The following is a 19,804-nucleotide window of genomic DNA, read 5'->3' on the forward strand; positions in this document are numbered from 1 at the left end:
TAAGGCAGAATGTCTTGAAGTAAGATTACATCAAAGGCTCATCGCATTACTTATTGCTATTCTTACCATTGTGGAAGAACTATTTCCCGAGGTAGATTCTCGAAAAATGATGACTAGGATGATAGCTGATTCTGATTATTTTCACAGGATCAAAAGAATTTTTGAGCCAGATCCTAACTTAAAACTAACCGAATAGTAGCTTGAAAAGTTAGTTTTGGAACAAAAGCAATAAACTTTTAATGATCAAGTGTTTAACTTACTTAAAGTCACTCAAAAAAAAATCTAAATCTCAATGTTCTTACGTTCTTTGGAGGTGCGAAACTTGAGTTAAATCTAAAAGAGCTTAAAATCAAGTAAAAATAACGATTCAACTTCAGAAAAAGAAATATTAAATTTAGCACCGGAAATTAACCTAGATTTTTTAAATTTATTTAAATTACTGAAGTATTAAATAATTGAAGAATTTTTAGTACTAGCTAATAATTATAAAAATTTACTTTGAATTAAATTCGATACTCATAGTCCAAAAAAGTTTCTTTTCCAAATGCAAAAGCTGGTGGAATTTCCGCTAAATTTTCAATCGTTAGTCTTTTAGGCTTGCTTGGTGCTTGAGCTCATTGTGAACCAAATTAGAGTTAATATTAAAAAATAAAATTATGCAAAAATTAAATAGTAAATTTATTTTTAAATCATTGATACTTATTGTTTCAGGAACTTTATGTTGTTTTTCTTTAATGATATTTCCTTTTTTAATTTTAGAGCAAAACGACAATGCTACTCAAACTTTAGGATATTATTATTTTGGAATATTTATTGTAACGTCATTTGTTTTATATTTTATGACTACAAAATATGTTAAAAATAACGTAGCATAAAACCGTATATAAAAAATAGCAGTTAAGTGCAATCTACAGTGTTTGCACTTAACTATTCTTATTGTTTATAATTTAAAATTAGTACATTTTTATTATGCTACTTTCCGCATATAATAGCTTTAAAATAATAGATTCTCTACATTTTTAAATAACACTTACATTTATTTTAAATTTACTGTTTATCAGAGAGTCATAATCAAATATTGCCTCCTTGACTGCCTGCAAATAATTTGATTCTAATGGCGAAGAAATCTTTAATTTTGTTTAAGAAAAGAATAATTACAACCAAAAAAACGTAGTGTTTCACAGCTACTTTTTTCTATATAAAATAAACAAAATTTTCTAAATTAAATCTCTTAATCTCTTTGCAGCTATTTCTGCCGTAATATCTCTTTGCGGAGAACCAAACATTTCATAGCCAACCATAAATTTCTTTACCGTTGCACTTCTTAATAATGGCGGATAAAAACTCATGTGCCAATGCCAATGTTCATTTTCTTTTCCGTTTGTTGGTGCTTGATGAATTCCGCTTGAATAGGGAAAAGAAGTATTAAATAATGTATCGTACGATTTTGTAATCGCAGAGATTGCCGCCGCATAATTTTTAGCTTCGCTATCTGATACTTGCAAAATATCTTTTTGCTGTTTTTTAGGTGCAATCATCGCTTCAAAAGGCCAAATTGCCCAAAACGGAATTAACACCACAAAATCATCATTTTCGAAAATAATTCTTTCTTTAGCTATTAATTCTTGTTGTAAATAAGCACCTAACAAACTTGTTTTATTTTTATTGAAATATGCTCTTTGATGCACATCTTTCTTTTCTACTTCATTTGGCAACGTAGATTGACTCCATATTTGCCCATGAGGATGCGGATTACTGCACCCCATTACTGCGCCTTTATTCTCGAAAATTTGCACGTAATTTATGGATTCAATATTACCTAATTCTGTAAATTCTTTTTGCCATGCATGCACTACTTTTCTAATATCTTCAACAGCCATTTCTGCCAAACTTTTAGAATGATCTGGACTAAAACAAATTACTTTACAAATTCCGGTTTCGCTTTTTGCTTGCAGTAAACCGTCATTTATATTAAAGGATGGCGAATCTTTTTGAAGCGCAGCAAAATCGTTTGTAAAAACAAAAACATCTTTATAATCAGGATTTATTTCCCCATTTATTCTGGTATTGGTTGCACACAAATAACAACTTTTATCGTGTGCTGGTCTTTTTTCTGTTGCTATTTCTTCGTTTTGTCCTTGCCAAGGTCGTTTTGCTCTGTGCGGAGAAACTAAAACCCATTCGCCCGTTAAAATATTATACCTTTTATGAGAATACTCCTGTAAGTATGTGTTTTCCATGTTACTTGTTTTTAGTTGACTTTTTAATTATTTTTTTCATTAGAGCAGATTTTTGAAAGTTTAACATGTTCTCGATACAAGCATTCCCAAAATCGAAATCGCTCGAACTAACATCACGAAATTTGTTTTTCTAAATATATAGCTCATTAGAGTTTTGCCAAAAACCGAAATCACTCAAACGGCTATCCTAAAATTTGACATCCTAATTTCAAAAATTATTGCACTAAATGTGTTCCTTCAGAGAGGTTTATAAAATATACAGAGCAATCAGTACCAAATTTATTTTTATAAGATTTAGCAGTCGCTTCTCCAAAGGCTTTTGCTTCGCTTTTTGCAATTAAATTAATAGTACAACCCCCAAAACCGCCACCCATCATTCTTGCGCCTAACACCTGTTTATTTTTCTTGGCTTGCAGTACTAAAAAATCTAACTCATCACAACTTACTTTATATTGATGTTGCAATCCGTTGTGGGATGCATACATTAAAGCGCCTAATTTTTCTAAATCATTTTCTTGAATAGCTTTTGCTGCTTTTTGGGTTCTGTCTATTTCTTGAACTACATACAAAGCCTTTTGATAATTTACTGGTGTAACCTTATTATTAATCTTCTCTAAATCTTTTTCTGTAGCATCTCGTAACGTTGCTACTTTTAGCAATTCTGCAATACTTTCACAAGCAGAACGCCGATCATTATAAGCACTATCAGCCAAACTATGGGTAACATTTGTATTTATAAGCATGAATTGATGCTCTTTAAAATCGATTTTATATGCTGTAGCTTTAATCGTTCGGCAATCTAACAACAGCGCATTGTCTTTTACGCCAAACATACTTGCATATTGATCCATAATACCGCATTTTACACCCACATAATTGTGTTCTGCTTTTTGTGAAATTAAAATCATTTCTGTTTTTGTGAGACCTAAATCAAACAACTCATTCAAACCAAAAACAACACTATTTTCTAAAGCTGCAGATGAAGACATACCTGCACCACCCGGAATATTTCCTTTAAAAATAATATTAAAATTACCTAAAACCTTGTTGCTATTCAGAATTTCTGCAACAACACCAAACACATAATTTTCCCAGCTTCCTTCTTTAGATGGTTTTAGTTTGTCTAACTCAAATTCAATAGTACTTTCTAAATCTAACGCTATTGCAGTACAAATGCCAACATCACTTTTCTGAATGGCAGCGACAATCCCTTTATCTACGGCAGCCGGAAAAACAAAACCTCCATTATAATCTGTATGTTCGCCTATAATATTTATTCTTCCTGGAGAAAAAACGAGCAAAGGTTCTTTATGAAATCGTTTGATAAACTCCTCTTTTACTTCCTTGATTAATAGTGTACTCATTTTAATTTAATTTAAACGTTGATAAATTTTAAATTCCAATTTAAAACATAGGTTTTTTCAGGTTCTAAAACTTGCAATCCTATTTTATTATTAAATGTATTAGAAACTCCCGTCATGGGTTCTATGGCAATAATGGGTCTGTCTTTCGGGGTGTATAATTGTAGGTAATTCTTTTTTGAATCTGAAGAAATTTCAATTTTATAAGTCGCCGTGGTAAAACTTACCTTATTATCCTTTAAAATAAAACAATCATCTAATTGTTTGTCTTTCAATTTAAAAGTTTTTGGTGTACTGCAAGCAACTACATTTTTGGTTATCAAGTTTTCATCAAACACAACTTTTTGATCACTCTTAAAAGACAATACACTTTCTGCCAAAGAATCACTATAAAAATAAGGATGCCAGCCTAACGTAAACGGAAAAGGTTTTTGAGCTGTATTTTTAACCGTTATCCTTACTTGCAAATCATTTTCTAAAAGTGTGTAGGTTACAGAAAAGAAATAAGTAAAAGGAAAACCTTTGCTTACATTTTTCTCGTAATAAGTAAACGTTGCAGAACAATTGTCTTTGTGCTCTTCTGGTTCAAAAAGTTCAAACTTTTTATCGTACACCAAACCGTGTAACGCATTTTTACCATTCTCGTTGCACTCTAATTGATGCGCAGTATCTAAAAACGAATACTTTCCATCTTGAATTCTACTTGCAAAAGGAAATAAAATTGAAGAAGCATACGACTCCTTATAATCGAAATCAGCTTGTTCTTTAATTAAAATTACCTCGTTAAATTTTAATTCTTGCAGCCTTGCTCCTTGATCTAAACAAATTTTTGCAGTTGTTGTTTTCGATGCATTTTGCAGTGCTACAAAACGCAATCCGTTTTCTTTTATATGTTGAATTGTAAACATTCTTATATAGATTTTCTAACGATTAAACGACTAGGGTTTTCAATTTTAACGTGTTCTTTATTAAGAATCATTGTTGCCAATCTTTCTCCCATCAAATTAAAATCTGTAGAAATTGTGGTAATTCCGCCTTCTACAATTTCTTTTAATAGGCTATCATTTACAGAAATAATACCAATATCTTTTGCTAAAACCAATTGCTCCTCTTTCATTTTTTTTATGATTCTGATTAAATTCCGATCGTCTAAAACAATATATATATCCCCTTTTTTAGGCGTTGCCTCTTTTATAGAATCTACTACTTCATGACAAATATTATTTTGAGCACAAAACTGATAAAATCCTTTTAAAATTCCTTTTGGCTGCTTGTCTTCAGAAAATAACAGCAACAGTTTATCATACTCTTTAATTTTTTTGAGCAATACTGATAAACCCTCAAAAATATCTTTTTCAAAATTTTGATAAATTGCTGGATAATCCTCTAAATCTTCTTGAATTTGATCTAGAATATAGACTTTATCACTAGGTAAATTTTTGATGACATCTTTAGTGTTTTCTAAATTTGCTGGCATAATTACATACGCACTATAACTGCCCGCATTCTCATTTATAAGCTTATTAAAAACCTGAACATTAAAATGGTGAAAGTAAATTTCAACTTCTACATGATCTCCTAAACTGTCTAAAAAAGCATTGTATAAATCTTCTTTAAAAGAATTTAGCTCATCAAACAGCACAAATATTTTTTGCTTTAATTGAACATCTACCGAAGAAACATAATAACCTTTGCCCACAACAGCCTTTATAATGCCTCTATTTTTTAACTCTTTAAAGGCCGTTAAAACGGTGTCTCTAGAAAGTGAATGTTTGGTTTTTATAGCGTTTAAAGAAGGTAATTTATCTCCTTTTTGTAAATTTCCTTTTACAATAGCAGTTTCAATAGCAGCAATAATTTGCTTATATTTTGGTGTTTTGCTATCTATTTTTAGTTTTACGTGTTCCACAGTGCAAAGATATACTTTTTTACCAAATTACCAACTAGTATGTACTAGTAGGTTATTTACTCAAAAAATAATATGGAAACGTACGCTATTAAAAATGAATTCTTACCTTTAGCATCTTAAAAAAGAAATAAATGGTATTCAAGCAAAAAGGTCTTTTAAAAATATGTCGTGTACTTTTTATAATGTGCCTAATTCTTTTAAACAGTTGTAAAAAAGGCGAAGAAGGCACTGAATCATCCACAGAAAAATCAACAATAGAAACACCTAATAATATGATTTGGGTAGCCGGAAAAACTTTTTTACGAGGTGCAAAAGAAACCGATAAATTTGCAATGCCTAGAGAAAAACCAGCGCACAAAGTTACTGTAGATGGTTTTTATATAGACGTTACAGAAGTAACCAACAAGCAATATAAAAAGTTTGTAGCCGCCACAAAATATAGTACCGTTGCAGAGAGAACAATTGATTGGGAAGAAATGAAAAGTCAGTTGCCTGCGGATACGCCAAAACCACACGATTCTATTTTGCAACCCGGAAGTTTAATTTTTAATAAAAATATAAATGCCGTTGTAAATATGAATAACTACCAACAATGGTGGACTTGGAAAATTGGAGCAGATTGGAAACACCCAGAAGGACCCGGTTCTACAATTAATGGCAAAGAAAATTACCCAGTTGTACACATTGCTTTAGAAGATGCTTTGGCGTATTGCAAATGGGCCAATAGACGTTTACCAACAGAAGCAGAATGGGAAGCAGCAGCACAAGGAAAAAACACAGATGCTATTTTTACCTGGGGTAATGACGCTACTATTTTAGACGCAAACGCAAATACTTGGCAAGGAACGTTTCCGACAAAAAATGAATCTACAGACGGTTTTGAGTTTATTTCGGCTATAAAATCGTACCCAGCAAATAGTATTGGTTTGTATGATATGACTGGGAATGTTTGGGAAATTACCAGCGATTTATTTAACATCAATCATTATCGAGAATTAGATATTTCTAAAACCATATTAAACCCTAAAGGCGCAAATAAGTCTTATAGCCCTGGCAATCCTTACCAAATAGAACATGTTATGAAAGGTGGCTCGTTTTTATGCCACGAATCGTATTGTGCAAGTTTTAGAATTTCTGCTAAAATGGGTGTTGCTATAGATTCAGGTTCCGATCATGTTGGGTTTAGAACGGTTGCAACGCCAGCAATGTTACTTTATAAATAGAAAATATTTTAATATGCTTATGAAAAAATCAATTCAAGCTTGGTTCCTTTTTATCTTGTTTATTGCCGGAACTCAATTCGCGTCTGCGCAATTAAGTGGCAAAATTTTAGATAGAGAAGATGCTACTCCTCTAGAGTATGCCACCGTTGCTTTGTATACGCAAACTCCTAAAAAATTAATTACAGGAGTGATCACCAACCAAAAAGGGGTTTTTACTTTTGATAAAATCAAAAAAGGAACCTACATTATTGAAGTTTCATTTATTGGATATCAACCCAAAAAAATAGAAAATATTGTTTATTCTGGGAATGCCAAAGACCTCGGAAATTTGAAGATATCTTTAGGAAATTCTTTAAATGAAGTTGTTATAAAAGCAGAAAGAGCCGCCATTGTTAGTAAAATTGATAAGCAAATTTTTGATGCAACAAACTTTCAAAACAGCCAAGGTGGTACAGGAACCGATGTTATTAGAAATTTACCTTCCGTTTCTGTAAACGGTATTGGAGAAATTTCTGTGAGAGGAACTACTGGTTTCGTGGTCTTACTAAACGGAAACCCCGTGCAAGGAAACGCGTCTACCATTTTAAATCAATTACCTGCAAATGCCATTGATAAAGTAGAGGTAATTACAGCACCTTCGGCAAAATATGATCCTGAAGGAAAAGCCGGAATCATAAACATTTTCACGAAAAAAGGTGCTTTAAACGGAACTTTTACCCAAATAAATACAAGGATTGGCGCGCCGTCAATTGAAAACTATAACAATTCTGAAGCTGCAAAGCGCTATGGAGTCGATGCCACTTTTAATTACAGAAAAGATCAATGGAATGTATCTTTAGGTGCAAGTTATCAAAGAAATGATTTAGCAGGAAGACGAGAAGGCGATGTTTTTACTATAATAAAGGATGTCAAAACGAGCTTTCCTTCGGATGGTGAGCGTTCTTTTGATGAAGAAAATTATAGTGGTCGTTTTACAATTGATTATACGCCTAACAAAAATAACGAGTTTTCTATTGGTTTTTTTGCAGGAAAAAGAAGCAAAGACAGAAGAGCAGATATTGTATATTTTGATAACAATGCGGTGCAACCAGCTGATAGTGATAACAGATTGTACACCTTTCAATATTTTAATGAAAACTTACGAATTAGAAAAAGCGACTTTGCTTTAGGTAGTTTTGATTATGCACATACTTTTAGAGACGATTCAAAATTATCAACTTCTTTTTTATATGAATACACGTTTTTAGGTGGCCCAACAACGAATAGAAATTTAGGTTTTCCAGATACTTCTCAAATTATTCAGGATGAATACAATACCAATGACAATCCTTTAAACGGAACCTTATTGCGTGTAGATTATGAGTTTGCAGATTTCTCTTTCGGAAAACTAGAAACTGGATATCAATATCGTTTTTTAAACCACGAAGGCGATTTCTTATATACTAGAAGAAATAATACAAGTGGTTTTTTTGAGACTGTGCCTGAATTTACAAGTCAAATAGACCTAAAAAGAACCTTACATTCTGGCTATGTAAATGTATCTGGTAAAAAAGAACAATGGGAATATGTGGCAGGAATCCGTTTAGAAAAAATGGATAGAGAATTGACTTTACAAGGCGAAAATGAGCCAAACCCCGAAGTGATTCCATATGATTATTTGCAATTATTTCCGTCTGCAACTTTACAATATACTTTAAAGAACAAAGCCCAATTAAAAATGGCGTACAGCAGAAGGGTACAGAGAACAACTACTTTTAAAATGAATCCTTTTAGAGAAAGAGAACATTCTGAAACTTTAGAACAGGGTGATAAAAACTTATTACCCGAATTTGTAGATTTGGTAGAAATTGGTATTTCTAAACGCTACAAAAAAGGGAATTCAGTCTATGCAACTGCTTATTTAAGAAATGTAAAAAATTTGGTCAACAGAGTAAACAAAGTATTTAATGACACTATTTTAGATAGAATTTACACCAATGTTGGTCAAGGAAAATCATTGGGTCTAGAATTGGGCGCACAATTAAAACCAACGGAGAATTGGCGTAATTTTATTGGCGTAAACATCTTTAATTTAGACATAAATGGCGATTTTGTGTACGAAGAAAACGGGACTACTTTTACTAAAAAAATTGATAATAATGCAACACAATATACAATCAACTTCAACTCAACCTATCAATTTAATACAACATCTTCTTTGCAATTTACATTGAATTATTTATCAAAAAGGGTTACTGCCCAAGGGGAAGATTCTCGTTTTTACTCGCCCAACTTAACTTTTCAAAAAACATTTTTTGACAATCGATTATCCGCAACTTTACAATGGCAAAACATCGATTTAGGATTGTTAGACACTAATGAGCAACGAATTACAACAGCACAACAAGGCTCATTTTTTACGACTACAAATTACGTGTATGAGGTAGATATGGTCACCTTAAACCTTTCTTATAATTTGAACTCTAATAAAAATAAATCGAAATTTATTGAAAGCGAATTTGGTGCAAAAGAGTTTTAGAAAGTTAGTTTTTGTATCTTTATACTTTTAGTCTTTGTAATTAATTGTAGATTTTAAATTCATCAATAAAAGTTTAACCATATAGAAAACAGAGGCTTTGTAAACTTTGTGAGCATGTGGTAAAAATAGTCGGTAACATTTTAAAATAATCAAAATTGGAATTAAACGTATTTAACAAACCTTTAGAATCTTGTTGCACAGAGCCTGCAACTGGTTATTTTAGAGATGGTTTTTGTAGAACAGTTTCTCAAGATGTTGGCACACACACCGTTTGTGCAATTGTTACACAAGATTTTTTAGACTATTCTGCCGCCAAAGGAAATGATTTAATGACCCCAATTCCGCAATGGAGTTTTCCTGGTTTAAAAGCTGGTGATAAATGGTGTTTATGCATTTCTAGATGGTTGCAAGCCGAAAAAGCAGGCAAAGCACCTTTTATTCTTTTAGAAGCTACACACATAAAATCATTGCAATATACAAACATAGAAATGCTTCAAAAATATGCTTTCATTAAAAAGTAATTGATTTTGGAATCTTCACAAATTATTTTACAAATTTCTCTTTTAGTTGATGCTGGTTTGGTGGTGCTTATTTGGATGGTGCAGCTTATTATTTACCCGAGTTTTACATATTACAAAACAGAAAACTTACTTGAATGGCATCAAAAATATACCTCGCGCATTGCTGTTGTGGTAGTTCCTTTAATGCTTGTGCAGCTAGTATTAGCTATTACCGATGTGTTTTTAAACTTTAGTACGCAAACAGTATCTGTACTAGCCGTCGTATTATTTTTATGGATTTTTACTTTTTTAAGTTTTGCTCCACTACATTTTAAAATATCCGAAGGAAAACACAACCAAAAAATTTTGCAACAATTGATTCAAAGAAATTGGATTCGTACTTTTTTATGGTCGGCTTTGTTGCTATTTCATATTACATGCTATATTTCTCTTCTGTAAACAAGTATATTTTTTCTTAAAAGGCGTCTCTTAAAAATAGCAGTATCCTTAAATTGTAGTATCTTAAAGGTTTATGCACGCTAATACAAATTGAAATGGAAGAAAGAGAAAGATTAAGAATAAGCCGTTATTTTAGAAAGGTAATGAAACTGGTAGCCAAAGAGGTTCTAACCAAAAAAATGGTTACAAAAGACGACTTATATACCTTATTTGAAACACATAGCGCTGCCAGAAAAATCACGACTTTACCTGATTATATAAAATATAAATTCACAAAAAAATCGCACCCAAAAATCACCCTAGAATGCGAATTTATGAGTTTAAAAATGCCTTTAAAACTCTCTTTAAAAGGTAGCTTTAGAATTGTTGCCTCTAAAAAAAATCGAAATAAATTAGTGGCTAAAAAGTTTTACATGCAAGAATGTAACTCCGATTAGATGTTATTAACCTCGAAGTAATTATACTTTAAAGTTGTCTTACAATTTTATTCATTTTTCTTTTCCATTGACCTTTCGACTTCGCTCAAGATAAATTCCAAGAAACAAAAACCTAGATTTCTGATAATTTTATTGAATTCTACAAAATATTTCGCTATCGTGTCCAGACCGCAAAAGGGCTGTAGGACAGGTAACCATTTCATCTCTTTTGAATTCTTACTAAAATTATCGCATGTCGGGTTTAGATTGTGAATGCTATATTCCGAAACTTCGGGTGTAGAAATCTGTCATCTAACGCACGGAACGGATGATGCCCTTTAACAAAATAGGTTCTTTAAAAAGTAAACTTCTATTGATGCGAGTTTAATAGTTCTACAATTCACAAAATACTTTGTATCCTTTTAACTTTAAAAAATCGTTTAAAAATAAAGCTCAAAATAACTTTTTTAGTTTGTAATAGCTTGTTCATATGCTCTTCAAAAACCTTCGATAAGCTCTAATTGATCTCTGATAAAAGCATTGTTTGTAACCAAAAAATGCAATCGAAAGCTACTTATTAAACAACCTATAATAATTAAGATTGCTCTATACCTTTCCTTTAGCTATGTTCTCTTCTTCTTTTCAATTGATACCTTAAATTCCAAAAAAAAAGCTTCTCAAAATTGAGAAGCTTTTTACCTTAAATACAAATTATTTTTATTCCTTTGGTTTAAAAACAATCTCGTATGATTTGCTGTTTTTTAATAATTTCTTTGCAATATTTTTTAAATCTTTTACTTTGATAGATTTTACGATATCCTCGTAATTCTTCGGATCATTCATATTATATCCTTCCATCACGTACTCCTTTAACAAACTCATTTCAAACCTATTGTAATTCTTACTTTCTTCTTTTTCTTTTAAGTAGTTGGTCAGTGTTTTGTCTAAATCTGCTTGTTGAATATCTCCATTTTTAATTGCTTCAATTTCTTTATTAACAATCGCAATTAATTTTTCTGCTAAATCTGGATTACAATCAAAACTAACCGATAATGATGCTTCTTCTGTTGGTCTTCTAGAAATTGTACCTCTAGATCTTGCTCCATAAGTTCCACCTTCTTCTTCTCTCAAAGATTCTGTATAACGTAATTGCAACACATCACCCATAGCTCTCATTAATATAGAATTTTTTAACGAGTACTTCATATCATTTTTAATCACTACATTAACCGAGGTTTTAGGATCTTTCATTTCTAAAAACACATCTTTATCAATATTGCTACGTACCCAATTTGTTGAATTGTCTTTCCAATTTTCTTTTTCACTTGTTGTTGGTATGCTCGCAATATACTTTTCTAACAATGGCTTTATGGTTTCTTTTGTTACATCACCCACAATAAAAAATGTAAAATCTGCTGCATTGCCAAATCTACTTGTGTAAATGCTCTTCATTTTATCAAAAGACATTTCAGACATTAATTTTTTATCAAACAAACGCTCTGTAGGATGATTTTTACCATACAAAATAGTCGTAATACTATCTTGCATTTTAGATTGTATTTGCTCACTCTTTCTAATTAAAAAAGCATCTACTTGTTGCATTAATACATTATAAGACTGCTCATCAAAACGAGGCTTTGTAAAGCGCAAGTTCACCAACTGCATCATTGTTTCTACATCTTTTGTAGAAGAAGAGCCTGAAACACTTTCATCAATACTACCCACATTTGCTATGGAATTTGCTTTTTTACCCGCTAAAACCTTTGGCAAGTCAATTGCAGAAAAATCACCTAATCCAGACATTTGTATCACATTACCTAACAAAATTGTTGATGGTAAATCTTCAACCGCTAACAAAGATTCGCCTCCGTAGCTAACCGCACTTAAGTTTACATCATTTTTGTTCTTATCTACAAACTTGTAATGTACCTGAATACCGTTGCTTAAGGTAAATACTGTTGACCCAATTTCTGCGTTTTCTTTTTCTGAAACAATAGTACCTGAAACTAAATCAACCCCAGACATTAAAGGTTTTACATTTGTTTCTTCTACATACCCTTTTAAATTTGGGTCATTTTCTACACTATTAAGAATGTTGAGTGCATCTTCTTTAGTTAAGTTTTTATTTGCTGCTACCCCAGTAACTACAATAGACCTGTTATTTTTGAGGTATAATTTTTGCGCTTTCGCTAACAACTCTTCTTGTGTTAACTGGCTAAAAATTACTTTAGCAATCTCGAACTCTTTTGCCAAATCTGTAATATGCGCGTTTTCTAAATAGTTCGTTTGAATATCTCTAACAATTTGTCCGTGACTTCTGTTGCCTAAACCTGCAATTCTATTTTCATAAGAACCGATAGTTTGCGCTACAACTGTTGCAATCTCTGATTTTGTGAATCCGAATTTTACAGCTCTATTAATTTCTGACATGACCAATTCAAAGGCTTTGTGTTGCATGTTTGGCTTCGGAAGCATACGCACACTAAACTCATTATTTAATCTTGAAAGCGTACCGTAATTAACTCCTGCATAAATTAAAGGAGAATCTGGCTTTTGGTTAATCTCATTTAATCTTGTTGAAATAATTGCTGTAACCATGCTATTCAGAAGATTTTCTTTTAAATCTGCTAGTGTTTCGTTTTCTAAAGATTTATCATGACGAATAGCAAAAGCAATATTTGAAGAAGTTACTTCTTTATCCATACCAATTGCATAAATTAGTTCGTCGTTATCTGGAATGCGAACCTCTGTGCGTTCAATAGGATTTTTTACTGCCGGAATCGTTGAAAACAACGCTTTTATTTTTGCTTCAATCTCATCAACATTTACATCACCAATCACTGCGATTGCTTGTAAATCTGTTCTATACCAATCATGGTAAAAATCACGTAATGCTTTGTATTCAAACCCTTCTACAATATCCATTTGACCAATTGGCAAACGTTCTGAATAAATAGAATTATTAAACATAGTACCAATAGTCTGCTGTAATACGCGCATACCACCGCTTTGGCGAGTTCTCCACTCTTCTTTAATGACGCCACGCTCAGAATCTATTTCTTCATCTGTTAATGATAAATAATTAGACCAGTTTTGCAAAATAGACAAACCAGTATCAATTAATTCTGGTGTTGTTGGTATGTTGTTGATGTTATAAACAGTTTCATCAAAAGAAGTATATGCATTGATGTCTTTCCCAAAAACAAGACCACTTTCTTGCATTTTATTTAAGATTCCTTTGCCAGGGAAATCTCTTGTTCCGTTAAATGCCATGTGCTCTAAAAAATGTGCTAATCCTTGTTGATTGTCTTTTTCTAAAACAGACCCTACATTTTGTATGATGTAATAACTTGCCACATCTTTGGTCACTTTTGTATCATGAATGTAGTACGTCATTCCGTTTTCTAATACTCCTTTTTTAATGGTTTGCTCTTCTGGCAAAGGCATTTCTGGGTTGATGTTTTGTGCTGATGCCGTAAAGTTAAATGCAATGCACAAAGTAAATAATAAAATTTTCTTCATTCTTATTGTTTTTTTTAGTTATACTCTTAATTATCAGTATATTTAAGTCATTATTAAAAATATTTTCTTTTCAACAACTAACAAATATAAATTTTTGCGGTGTATTTTAAACTAGATCCCTGTTAATATTTTGATAATTAAAGTGTTTTTTGTTGAATCTTATGCGATTTTTCTTTGACAGAATAGAGGGTCGAGGAATTCATTTGTGAGGAAATACTTTTGGACTTTGATCCAAAAACACTTCATTAAAATCTTTTAATGCAAGATAAAGGCTTTTAGAACACCGTTTCGAAAGGTTAAAAATCATTCTTGTCCTATAAGAGACTCTAGATTGCTCCGCCTTCAGAACCAACCTGCTGGCAGGCCGGGAACCAATACCTGACCCTAACCACCTGATAAACAGCTACAAATTAAAATAAAATTATCTATTTTATGCTGATTAAATTATTTTTAAAAAAGCAAGTTGTCATTTAAAAAATTCGCAGAATCCTTTATTTTAAGAAGGTTTATCAAACTAAAAATATTTTTAATCGGACACCAATGGTTAAAATATAGAATTCTTTCTTTTTAGCCCCTTAAAGATGTATGCTTAATTCTAAAGCCCCACAACTTTTGGACTTGCCCTCTTTAATTAGCCAACAAGAATTACTGGCAATAATAATTTAATAACTTCAATTGAGCTGTCTAAAATAAAAATAATTTAAAAATAAACGTTCAACTTTTTTATCACAACTACAACTTTTAGTATTGATTCAATTATAATTTGTAAAAATAATCAACAACAAAAAACTCTGAATATATATTCAGAGTTTTTAAATTTTTTGAAAGATTTAGAATCTTACAATGTTGCTACGTGCTTGGTCAATTTAGACTTGATATTAGCTGCTTTATTCTTGTGAATAATATTGTTTTTTGCTAATTTATCTAACATTGAAATAACGTTATTTAACTTCGTTTCTGCATCTTTTTTATCCTCAACAATACGTAAATCTCTTACAGCATTACGAGCTGTTTTATGCTGATACTTGTTACGTAACCTCTTTGCCTCGTTACTTCTAATTCTTTTTAATGCTGACTTGTGATTTGCCATAATTTTGTTTTCTTTGTTTTTTTATTAAAACATTTGTAGTCCGTACGGGAATCGAACCCGTGTTACATGGATGAAAACCATGCGTCCTAACCCCTAGACGAACGGACCGTTACAATCAAATACTCTCCAATTGCGGGTGCAAATATACAACGCTTTTTTAATTGTGCAACAATTTTTTAAAAAAAAAATCATTTTTTTTTGATTCACATAAAACACCCCTCTTAAACGTAAATTTTACCAAGAATTATAATTTCTATGCACATCTAAAAATAACCTTTTTAAAAACTATTTATTAATTAATATGCCTTTGCGAAAAGCACTCTTTTAGTTGATGGTTTCCCTGTTAACACACAAAGCCCTATTTCTTCTTTTGCGTCATTTGGTATGCATCTAATTGTTGCCTTGGTATATTCTTTAATTCTGCCCTCTGTCTCTTCTGTTCCGTCCCAATGAGCAGAAACAAAACCACCTTTATTCTTTATTGCTTTTTTAAATTCATCGAAAGTGGTTACCTCGGTTGTATGTTCTTTTCTGTACTCAATTGCTCTGTTAAATAAATTATTTTGAATTTCTTCTAAAAGCTTTTCGATAAAAACAACGGCTTCATTTTGATTCACTGTTTGTTTCTCTAAAGTATCTCTTCTGGCAATTTCTAGAGTACCATTTTCTAAATCACGATTTCCAATCGCTATTCTAACCGGAACACCTTTTAACTCATATTCAGCAAATTTGGCACCTGGCCTGTACGTATCTCTTCCATCAAACTTTACAGAAATTCCTTTTGCACGCAGTTCTTTCACGATTACATCCATTTTTTCTGAAATTGCATGTAATTGCTCTTCACCTCTATAGATAGGCACAATAACCACTTGAATTGGCGCTAGTTTAGGCGGTAAAACCAATCCTAAATCGTCTGAATGCGTCATAATTAACCCACCTACCAAACGTGTAGAAACACCCCAAGAAGTTGCCCAAACATGTTCTTGCTTTCCTTCTTTAGACGTAAACTTAACATCAAAAGCTTTGGCAAAATTCTGACCTAGAAAATGGCTTGTTCCTGCTTGCAGTGCTTTACCGTCTTGCATTAAAGCTTCAATTGTAAATGTATCTACAGCACCTGCAAAACGTTCGCTATCAGATTTTACTCCTTTTACAACGGGCATTGCCATAAAATTTTCTGCAAATTCGGCATACACCTCTTGCATTTGTTTTGCTTCTGCGATTGCTTCAATTTTTGTTGCATGTGCGGTGTGACCTTCTTGCCATAAAAACTCTGCGGTTCTTAAAAATAGACGTGTTCTCATTTCCCATCGTACTACATTTGCCCACTGATTTATTAAAAGCGGTAAATCTCTGTAAGATTCAATCCAACCTTTATAAGTACTCCAAATAATAGCTTCAGACGTTGGCCTTACCACCAATTCTTCTTCTAATTTCGCATCAGGATCTACTCTTAACTTCCCTGGATTATCAGGATCGTTTTGCAACCTATAATGGGTAACAACAGCGCATTCTTTTGCAAATCCTTCTGCATTTTTTTCTTCAGCTTCAAATAAACTTTTAGGAACAAATAAGGGAAAATAAGCGTTTTCATGCCCTGTTTCTTTAAACATTCTATCGAGCTCTGCTTGCATTTTTTCCCAAATAGCAAATCCGTAAGGCTTTATAACCATACAGCCTCTTACAGCAGAGTTTTCTGCCAAATCAGCTTTTACTACCAATTCATTATACCACCTAGAATAATCTTCTGTTCTTTTCGTTAACTTCTTACTCATAATCTTTTACTTTGGCACAGATATTGTATTATTATAACTGAAAATTTTTGTTAAAAACATCATATCGTTTTTAAAATTAGCACAAAACTACTATATTTAAGAGTTTTAAAAGCAAAAATTTTTATTAAAAAGTATTCACTTAAAATTATATCACTATGAAACTATCTTATAAAAACGTAAAGCTAAACCGACTAATCTTATTTGTAACGGCTAATTTATTTTTGGTTTCTTGTGGCACATACCAAAGTGTTTACAATGATGACGGGATTTATGGAGACGTTACGCCGAGACAAGAAAATAAAAAAGTAATTGTTGTTAACGAACAACAGTTTGAAAAATATGAAGAAGATTACTTCACCAAAACATTAGAAAACTTACAGCGAATAGAAGCTAATCAGATTTTTACCGATGTAGATTCTTATAATTCTAATGCTGCTTTTGTGAACGATGAAATTAGTGACGAAACATTAAATTACAGCGCGAGTCAGCCTTGGGGTTATGAAGACAACAATGTTGTTGTAAATGTGAATTTAATGAACGATCCTTTTTTGTTCGGCAATAATTGGGGCATGGGCTTCAACAACGGTTGGGGGTTTAATAATGGTTGGGGGTTTAATAATGGATTCAATAATGGCTGGGGTTTTAATAACGGTTATGGTTTTAACAATGGCTGGGGATTCAACAATGGTTGGGGATTTAATAACGGCTGGGGTTTTAGAGGAGGATTTGGCAGAAACTTTGGCTATAACAACTGGGGGTTTAACAATCATTATAATGGTATAGGCTTTAGAAACAATAGATACAACAACCGTTCTTACAGAGAGTATAGATACGGCAGAAGAACCAATAATGGTGCGATAACTAGAAATAGAAACGTAACTTCAAGAAACAGAACAACCGTTGGTACTAGAAATAACAATAGCACTGTAGCGAACAGAAGATCATCTAACACCGTTAACAGAAATAACACAAGCACAAGCCCTACAAGAAGAAGTGCTTCAACAAGAAGAAGCTCATCAACGATTAAAAGAAGTTCTGTGCCAACAAGAAGAAATTATTCAACAAGAAGCGCTAATACAAGCTCTAGAAATTCTAATGCTAGCTCACGAAGATCTTCTAGCAATAGTAGAAATGCTTCATCCAGAAGTTCTTCTTCTAACAACAGAAGAGCAACCTCTACGTCTAACAGAAGTTCAAGATCATCTTCTACAAGAAGTGGCGGTTCTTCATCTTCAAGAAGCTCTGGTTCAAGAAGTTCAGGTAGCAGATCTTCTTCTAGAAGAGGAAATTAATATAAAATTATTACATATAACACCAAAATTATGAAACGATTTTTTATCCTAGCGTCCTTTTTCGCTACTGCATTCACGTCTTTTTCTCAATCTTTGGGATACCAAGATTTAGGAATTTTATTTTCTCAAAACGACCATAATGGTTCTGCACGTTTTACAGCAATGAGTGGTGCTTTTGGCGCATTAGGTGGCGATATATCTTCTATAAATGTGAACCCTGCTGGTTTGTCTGTTTTTAACAATAGCATGTTTACAGGCAGTTTTAATGCTAGAAGTTCTGATATTACCTCGGTTTACGGCAATCAATCGTTAAATAGAACTGCAGTAACCACACAAGACCAATTTATAAATTTATCGCAGGCAGGGGCGGTTTTAGTTTTTGATAGTGCCCATAGTAGCAACTGGAGCAAATTTGCAATCGGTTTTAATTATAGAATTACAAAAGATTTTAACAATAGCTTTTTAGCAGAAGGTAACAGTGGTTTTACTACTTTCACTAATTTCCCTAAAGATACAAATGACCCAGCTCTTATTTATGATTTTGCAGATGAGCAAGGTTACAACAATACGTACGGTGGTAAATTAAGTGAATTTAACGTGGCGTTTTCTTCTGTTCATCAAAATAAATTGCATTTAGGGGTAAGTCTTAATTTTTACGATTTAAATTTTAGCCAACAATCTACTTTAAGCGAATTTAATAGCGATATTGATGGCAACACATTAGATGCCTTTTTATATCAAGAAAACTTTACTACCGGAACTGGTTTTTCTGCAAATATTGGTTTTATTTATAAGGCCCATCAAAATTTTAGATTCGGTTTATCATACAAAACACCAACCTATTTTACAGAAATTATTGAAGATAGTAATATTACAGAAAATGAAGTATTATTTGGAGATGCGGAAATAGTAGTAAGTGATAGCAATGATACTTACAGAAATACAGATTTAGGAGGATTCCCCTTACAATCTGTAATTTATAGGTTTAGAACACCTAGCACCCTAACAGCAAGTACAGCTTTTATTTTTGGTAAAAACGGTTTGTTAAGTTTTGATTACAACAATAAAAACTTTCAAAGAATGAGGCTTTCTGGTGATGATTTCTCGCCTGATGAAAGCTTCTCTAATGAGAATCAATTTTTTCAAAATAATTTAAAAAACACTCATAATTTTAATATTGGTACAGAGTGGCGTTTTGATAGGTTTAGCGTAAGAGGAGGCTATAGTTTTGAACAAACACCACACACAACTAGTGGTTTAACAAATAACAGTATTACTAATTTTGGCGATATAGAAGGCTACTCCCTTGGCGGTGGCTATAACTTTGGGAACTTTAAGTTAGACTTTGCTTACAGCAATAACAACAGAACAGCTGCTCATAGTTTTTATTCAGGCTTTAACAATAGTGCAGCAAATTTAACAATCGATAATAGCATTTTTACCGCTTCCGTAAGTTTAAGCTTATAAATAAAAATCATTTCTAAAAAAGACCTTGTATT

Annotated in this window: 16 protein-coding genes and 1 tRNA gene; 9 read left to right on the forward strand and 8 right to left on the reverse strand. The window is 32.2% G+C overall.

The window, feature by feature from the left end:
- Both ES044_RS18730 and ES044_RS01310 read left to right on the forward strand, forming a co-directional pair.
- Window positions 1-196, forward strand: a 196-nt coding sequence (locus ES044_RS18730; RefSeq protein ID WP_223269086.1) for a hypothetical protein, incomplete at its 5' end; no start/stop codon positions are given.
- Between the two features lie 460 nt (window positions 197-656).
- Window positions 657-875 carry a hypothetical protein gene (locus ES044_RS01310; protein ID WP_147117520.1) on the forward strand — a complete coding sequence of 73 codons (219 nt, stop codon included), beginning with the start codon at window positions 657-659 and terminating at the stop codon, window positions 873-875.
- A 342-nt stretch (window positions 876-1,217) separates the two neighbouring features.
- On the opposite strand, the gene ES044_RS01315 is transcribed toward ES044_RS01310, so the two are convergent.
- From ES044_RS01315 to ES044_RS01330, 4 genes are all read right to left on the reverse strand, one after another.
- The gene (locus tag ES044_RS01315; protein WP_147117521.1) at window positions 1,218-2,240 is read right to left on the reverse strand and encodes a UDP-glucose--hexose-1-phosphate uridylyltransferase; all 1,023 of its coding nucleotides are present in this window, start codon (window positions 2,238-2,240) and stop codon (window positions 1,218-1,220) included.
- Window positions 2,241-2,455: 215 nt separating this feature from the next.
- The gene (gene galK, locus ES044_RS01320; RefSeq protein ID WP_147117522.1) at window positions 2,456-3,604 is read right to left on the reverse strand and encodes a galactokinase; all 1,149 of its coding nucleotides are present in this window, start codon (window positions 3,602-3,604) and stop codon (window positions 2,456-2,458) included.
- Window positions 3,605-3,615: 11 nt separating this feature from the next.
- Entirely contained in the window at window positions 3,616-4,509 is an 894-nt protein-coding gene (locus ES044_RS01325; protein ID WP_147117523.1) for an aldose 1-epimerase, read from the reverse strand.
- 2 nt (window positions 4,510-4,511) lie between these two features.
- Window positions 4,512-5,510, reverse strand: a complete 999-nt coding sequence (locus ES044_RS01330) for a GntR family transcriptional regulator (RefSeq protein WP_147117524.1) — start codon at window positions 5,508-5,510, stop codon at window positions 4,512-4,514.
- Window positions 5,511-5,641: 131 nt separating this feature from the next.
- On the opposite strand from ES044_RS01330, the gene ES044_RS01335 reads away from it, so the two are divergent.
- The 5 genes from ES044_RS01335 (at window position 5,642) to ES044_RS01355 (ending at window position 10,647) form a co-directional block, all read left to right on the forward strand.
- Window positions 5,642-6,733, forward strand: a complete 1,092-nt coding sequence (locus ES044_RS01335; protein ID WP_147117525.1) for a formylglycine-generating enzyme family protein — start codon at window positions 5,642-5,644, stop codon at window positions 6,731-6,733.
- 19 nt (window positions 6,734-6,752) lie between these two features.
- Window positions 6,753-9,251 carry an outer membrane beta-barrel protein gene (locus ES044_RS01340; protein ID WP_147117526.1) on the forward strand — a complete coding sequence of 833 codons (2,499 nt, stop codon included), beginning with the start codon at window positions 6,753-6,755 and terminating at the stop codon, window positions 9,249-9,251.
- 155 nt (window positions 9,252-9,406) lie between these two features.
- Window positions 9,407-9,772, forward strand: a complete 366-nt coding sequence (locus ES044_RS01345; RefSeq protein WP_147117527.1) for a DUF2237 family protein — start codon at window positions 9,407-9,409, stop codon at window positions 9,770-9,772.
- Between the two features lie 6 nt (window positions 9,773-9,778).
- Window positions 9,779-10,210, forward strand: a complete 432-nt coding sequence (locus ES044_RS01350) for a hypothetical protein (protein ID WP_147117528.1) — start codon at window positions 9,779-9,781, stop codon at window positions 10,208-10,210.
- Between the two features lie 95 nt (window positions 10,211-10,305).
- Window positions 10,306-10,647, forward strand: a complete 342-nt coding sequence (locus tag ES044_RS01355; RefSeq protein ID WP_147117529.1) for a hypothetical protein — start codon at window positions 10,306-10,308, stop codon at window positions 10,645-10,647.
- A gap of 696 nt (window positions 10,648-11,343) precedes the next feature.
- Here the strand turns inward: ES044_RS01355 and ES044_RS01360 are convergent.
- The 4 genes from ES044_RS01360 to proS all read right to left on the reverse strand — a co-directional run bounded on the left by ES044_RS01360 (window position 11,344) and on the right by proS (window position 17,013).
- Window positions 11,344-14,148, reverse strand: a complete 2,805-nt coding sequence (locus ES044_RS01360; protein ID WP_147186847.1) for a M16 family metallopeptidase — start codon at window positions 14,146-14,148, stop codon at window positions 11,344-11,346.
- A gap of 838 nt (window positions 14,149-14,986) precedes the next feature.
- Window positions 14,987-15,238 (reverse strand): 30S ribosomal protein S20, encoded by a 252-nt coding sequence (gene rpsT, locus ES044_RS01365; RefSeq protein ID WP_147117531.1) that lies wholly within the window; start codon window positions 15,236-15,238, stop codon window positions 14,987-14,989.
- 36 nt (window positions 15,239-15,274) lie between these two features.
- A tRNA-Glu gene (locus ES044_RS01370) sits at window positions 15,275-15,346 on the reverse strand.
- Between the two features lie 188 nt (window positions 15,347-15,534).
- The gene (proS, locus tag ES044_RS01375; RefSeq protein ID WP_147117532.1) at window positions 15,535-17,013 is read right to left on the reverse strand and encodes a proline--tRNA ligase; all 1,479 of its coding nucleotides are present in this window, start codon (window positions 17,011-17,013) and stop codon (window positions 15,535-15,537) included.
- Between the two features lie 155 nt (window positions 17,014-17,168).
- On the opposite strand from proS, the gene ES044_RS01380 reads away from it, so the two are divergent.
- Both ES044_RS01380 and ES044_RS01385 read left to right on the forward strand, forming a co-directional pair.
- Window positions 17,169-18,305 (forward strand): hypothetical protein, encoded by a 1,137-nt coding sequence (locus ES044_RS01380; protein ID WP_147117533.1) that lies wholly within the window; start codon window positions 17,169-17,171, stop codon window positions 18,303-18,305.
- A gap of 30 nt (window positions 18,306-18,335) precedes the next feature.
- The gene (locus ES044_RS01385) at window positions 18,336-19,772 is read left to right on the forward strand and encodes an OmpP1/FadL family transporter (RefSeq protein WP_147186848.1); all 1,437 of its coding nucleotides are present in this window, start codon (window positions 18,336-18,338) and stop codon (window positions 19,770-19,772) included.
- The last annotated feature ends 32 nt before the right edge of the window (window positions 19,773-19,804 follow it).

Origin of the sequence: Polaribacter sp. IC066, assembly GCF_007997085.1 — a bacterium.
Classification (GTDB): domain Bacteria; phylum Bacteroidota; class Bacteroidia; order Flavobacteriales; family Flavobacteriaceae; genus Polaribacter.

Excerpts from the sequence above, each read along its gene's own strand:
- ES044_RS01325 (WP_147117523.1), bottom strand. The coding sequence starts at position 4,509 with ATGTTTACAATTCAACATATAAAAGAAAACGGATTGCGTTTTGTAGCA.
- ES044_RS01355 (WP_147117529.1), top strand. The coding sequence starts at position 10,306 with ATGGAAGAAAGAGAAAGATTAAGAATAAGCCGTTATTTTAGAAAGGTA.
- rpsT (WP_147117531.1), bottom strand. The coding sequence starts at position 15,238 with ATGGCAAATCACAAGTCAGCATTAAAAAGAATTAGAAGTAACGAGGCA.
- ES044_RS01335 (WP_147117525.1), top strand. The coding sequence starts at position 5,642 with ATGGTATTCAAGCAAAAAGGTCTTTTAAAAATATGTCGTGTACTTTTT.
- proS (WP_147117532.1), bottom strand. The coding sequence starts at position 17,013 with ATGAGTAAGAAGTTAACGAAAAGAACAGAAGATTATTCTAGGTGGTAT.
- ES044_RS01385 (WP_147186848.1), top strand. The coding sequence starts at position 18,336 with ATGAAACGATTTTTTATCCTAGCGTCCTTTTTCGCTACTGCATTCACG.
- ES044_RS01315 (WP_147117521.1), bottom strand. The coding sequence starts at position 2,240 with ATGGAAAACACATACTTACAGGAGTATTCTCATAAAAGGTATAATATT.
- galK (WP_147117522.1), bottom strand. The coding sequence starts at position 3,604 with ATGAGTACACTATTAATCAAGGAAGTAAAAGAGGAGTTTATCAAACGA.
- ES044_RS01360 (WP_147186847.1), bottom strand. The coding sequence starts at position 14,148 with ATGAAGAAAATTTTATTATTTACTTTGTGCATTGCATTTAACTTTACG.
- ES044_RS01310 (WP_147117520.1), top strand. The coding sequence starts at position 657 with ATGCAAAAATTAAATAGTAAATTTATTTTTAAATCATTGATACTTATT.
- ES044_RS01340 (WP_147117526.1), top strand. The coding sequence starts at position 6,753 with ATGAAAAAATCAATTCAAGCTTGGTTCCTTTTTATCTTGTTTATTGCC.
- ES044_RS01380 (WP_147117533.1), top strand. The coding sequence starts at position 17,169 with ATGAAACTATCTTATAAAAACGTAAAGCTAAACCGACTAATCTTATTT.